The following is a 3,370-nucleotide window of genomic DNA, read 5'->3' as shown; positions in this document are numbered from 1 at the left end:
GCCGGAGGGTACGGAGGTCACGACGCCGGGTGCGTGCGCCGACCGCTCGTGGGCGGCCGCGACGGCGTGCGCCGCCCCGCCCGCGTTCAGCGCCGGCGCGGTGATCCCGCGGCGGGCCTCGGCGCCGCACCCGGGGCACGTCGTGGCGTCGGTGAGCGCGCTCATCGACCGGTGCTCGTCGAACGGCCCGCACCCCGGGCAACGGAACGTGTAGGTCGGCACGGCTGTCCTCTCCCGATCACGAGGCCCCTCGAAGTGGAGCACGCGCGCAGTGGCTCATCAATCGGCCGACCGGCCTCGTCACGAGACGGTTACGCGGGCGATCTTGGCCGACTCGCGGCACCCTGGAGGGCGATGCGACAACCGCGCCGTGCCGAGCGCCTGGTCGCGGCGCACGCCCGCGACGGCGCCACCTGCCTGTGGTGCGCCCGCCCTCTCGACGGGCGGGTCCCCGCCACCACCGACCACGTCATCCCCAAGGTCCGGGGCGGGCCGTCGTGGCTGGAGAACGAGGTCGCGGCCTGCCGACGGTGCAACGGCGAACGCGGGCACCGGGGTGCCGTCGACTGGCTCGAGGAGTGCGAGCGCCGCGGCTGGCACCCCGACGCCGACCGGTTGGCGCGCGTCCTCGACGACCTCGCCGCGGCGATCGACGAGCGTGGCGGCCAGCGGCGGGCCCGGCCGCACCTCGACGCGCAGCGCCGGCGACTCGCGAACCGTCGCCGGTCGGCCGCCTAGCCGACCGGATCGTCAACGACGACGGGGCTCTACTGCCACTGGCTGCAAGCGTCGACGCTTCGCTGGCAGCAGGGAACCGGGACCCCGAGACGTGGAGCGGCCCGGACACCGACGGGCGTGGACGTCGGTGCCCGGGCCGTTCATGCGTCCGATCGCCGAGGGAGGGCGACCGGACAGGCTCCGGGGAGCCGGTGGTTCAGCGGTCGAACTGGTCGGGATCCGGGCCGAGGCGCTTCCCCTGGTCGAGGGCGCCGATGGCCGACATCTCGTCGTCGGAGAGCTCGAAGTCGAAGATGTCGAAGTTCTCGCGGATGCGGGAGGCGGTGACCGACTTCGGGAAGATGATGTTGCCGAGCTGGACGTGCCAGCGCAGCGTCACCTGGGCCGGCGTCTTGTCGTGGGCCTTCGCGATCTCGACGATGCGGTCCTCGTCGATGACGCCCTTGCCCTGCCCGATCGGGCTCCAGGCCTCGGTGGCGATGCCGTGGCTGCGGTCGTACTCGCGCAGCTCGGGCTGCTGCAGGTGCGGGTGCAGCTCGATCTGGTTCACCGCGGGGACCGTCCCGCTCTCGCCGGCGAGCCGGTCGAGGTGGTGGGGCTGGAAGTTCGAGACGCCGATCGACCGCGCCTTGCCGTCCTTCGCGGCCTGCTCGAAGCCCTTCCACGTCTCGACGTAGAGGTCCTTGCCGGGCAGCGGCCAGTGGATCAGGTAGAGATCCACGTAGTCGGTCCGGAGCTTGGACAGGCTCTCGTCGAGGGCGCGCTGGGCGTCGTCGTAGCCGTGGTTGGAGTTGTTGCATTTCGTCGTGACGAACAGCTGGTCGCGCGGGATCCCGGAGTTCGCGATCGCCTCGCCGACCTCGGCCTCGTTGCCGTACATCTGCGCGGTGTCGATGTGCCGGTAGCCGACCTCGAGGGCGGTCTGCACGGTGGCGGCGGTGTCCTGCGGGTCGATCTGGAACACCCCGAACCCGAGCTGCGGGATGGTGGCTCCGCTGTTGAGCGTGATGCCGGGAACGTTGCTCATGTCATCGGATACCCGAGGTCGTCGAAGCCTCAACCGCCGACGGTCACGCGGTGGCGAACGCGCCGAGTGTCCGGTTCGGCCGGACGCCGGAGAAGGTGCGGAACCAGGTGCGGTAGTAGGCGATCTCCTCGTCGCTGCGCAGGTCCCAGCCGTGCTCGACCACGGGGGCCTCGGCGTTCTGCGCGCCTTCCTTGGCCTTCTCCTTCTCGACGAGCTCGGCGAGGACCTCGCCGGCGCCGGAGCCGTCGCCGAACTGTTCCTTGCCCCGCCACAGGATGTCGTCGAGGACCAGGTCCGCGAACGCCTCGCGCAGCAGCTGCTTCTCCGCGCGGCCGTCGGTCTTGAGCTTCCACTGCGCGGGCAGGGCCAGCATCTCCTCCATCACGGTGGCGTCGAGGAAGGGCACCCGGGCCTCCAGGCCGTAGTTCATGGTGGTCCGGTCGCAGCGCTGCAGGTTCAGCTCGTGCAGCGTCTCGATCGAGCGGACCAGCTCGGCCTGCAACGCGTCCGGGGTCGCGAACGCGGGATCGTCGTGGACGTAGGAGTAGCCGGCGAACAACTCGTCGGCGCCCTCCCCGGTGAGCACCACCTTGACGTGCTTGACGGCCTCGCGGGCCAGCAGCAGGTTCGGCACCGCCGAGCGCACCAGCGCCGGGTCGAAGTGCTCGATGACCGTGACCGCCTCGTCGAGGGCCTGCTCGAGGTCCTCGGCGGTCGGCACGATCTCGTGGTGATCGGTGCCCAGGAACTCCGCGACCGCGCGGGCGGCCAGCAGGTCCGCGCTGCCCTCGGTGCCCACCGCGAACGTCGGCAGCTTCTCGCCCTTCTCCGCGGCGACCTGCGCGGCCACCGCGGCCACGATCGCGGAGTCCAACCCGCCGGAGAGGAACACCCCGACCGGGACGTCGCTCATCATGTGGCGGCGCACCGAGTCCGAGAGGACCTCGCGGACGTGCTCGAGCACCGAGGCGTCCCAGGACTTGTCCGGGGCGTAGCGCGCCGGGCGGACCTGCACCGGCACCGCGTCGGCGAAGCGGACCATCGACCCGTCGTGCACCGCGCCGGTGTCGGGCAGCCCCGGGGTCCACACATAGCCCGGCGGGAACGCCTCGACCATCGGCTGGTCCTCGGGGTCGAAGGCACGCAGCTCGCTGGCGAACAGCGTCACCCCCTCCAACCGGGCCCAGTACAGCGGCTTGATCCCGATCGGGTCCCGGGCGACCACGCCGTGGCCGTCGGTGTGGGCCATCGCCAGCGCGTACATCCCCCGCAGGTCGTGCAACGCCGCCGACCCGTCGCGCAGCACCAGCCGGAACGCGGACTCGGTGTCGGAGTCGGTCGCGAACCGGACCTCGGACAGCTGGTCCCGGATCGCCTCGTGGTTGTAGATCTCCCCGTTGCCCACCACATAGGCCGAGCCGGTCTCGTCGGCGATGGGCTGCTTCCCCCCGGTCACGTCCATGATCGAGAGCCGCTGGTGGCCCAGCCACGCGTGCTCCAGCTCGATCCGCCCGGAATCGTCCGGGCCACGGTGATGGATCCGGGCGAGCATCCGCTCGCACTTGTCGGGGTCGATGTCACCGTACGCAGCGACGATTCCGCACA

4 protein-coding genes are annotated in these 3,370 nt (G+C 71.5%); 1 reads left to right on the top strand and 3 read right to left on the bottom strand.

All coding sequences use genetic code 11. The annotated features are described in order from the left end of the window. The coding region (locus AC0CYZ_RS31210; RefSeq protein WP_472222074.1) for an FmdB family zinc ribbon protein at positions 1-222 on the bottom strand (222 nt) is incomplete at its 3' end. Positions 223-354: 132 nt separating this feature from the next. Here AC0CYZ_RS31210 and AC0CYZ_RS31205 point away from each other — a divergent pair. Beyond that, positions 355-738, top strand: coding sequence for an HNH endonuclease (locus tag AC0CYZ_RS31205; protein WP_472222072.1), 384 nt, complete (start codon positions 355-357; stop codon positions 736-738). A gap of 196 nt (positions 739-934) precedes the next feature. Here the strand turns inward: AC0CYZ_RS31205 and AC0CYZ_RS31200 are convergent, their stop codons facing one another. Both AC0CYZ_RS31200 and asnB read right to left on the bottom strand, forming a co-directional pair. After that, positions 935-1,765, bottom strand: coding sequence for an aldo/keto reductase (locus tag AC0CYZ_RS31200; protein ID WP_472222070.1), 831 nt, complete (start codon positions 1,763-1,765; stop codon positions 935-937). Positions 1,766-1,808: 43 nt separating this feature from the next. Beyond that, a partial coding sequence (gene asnB / locus AC0CYZ_RS31195; protein ID WP_472222068.1) for an asparagine synthase (glutamine-hydrolyzing) occupies positions 1,809-3,370 on the bottom strand: 1,562 nt, incomplete at its 5' end.

Source organism: Actinomycetospora sp., assembly GCF_055612215.1.
The sequence above is the reverse complement of the archived record's forward strand: the minus strand, read 5'-3'. Positions and strand labels throughout refer to the sequence as shown.

Coding starts and splice junctions, on each gene's coding strand:
- AC0CYZ_RS31200 (WP_472222070.1), bottom strand. CDS start 1,765: ATGAGCAACGTTCCCGGCATCACGCTCAACAGCGGAGCCACCATCCCG.
- AC0CYZ_RS31205 (WP_472222072.1), top strand. CDS start 355: ATGCGACAACCGCGCCGTGCCGAGCGCCTGGTCGCGGCGCACGCCCGC.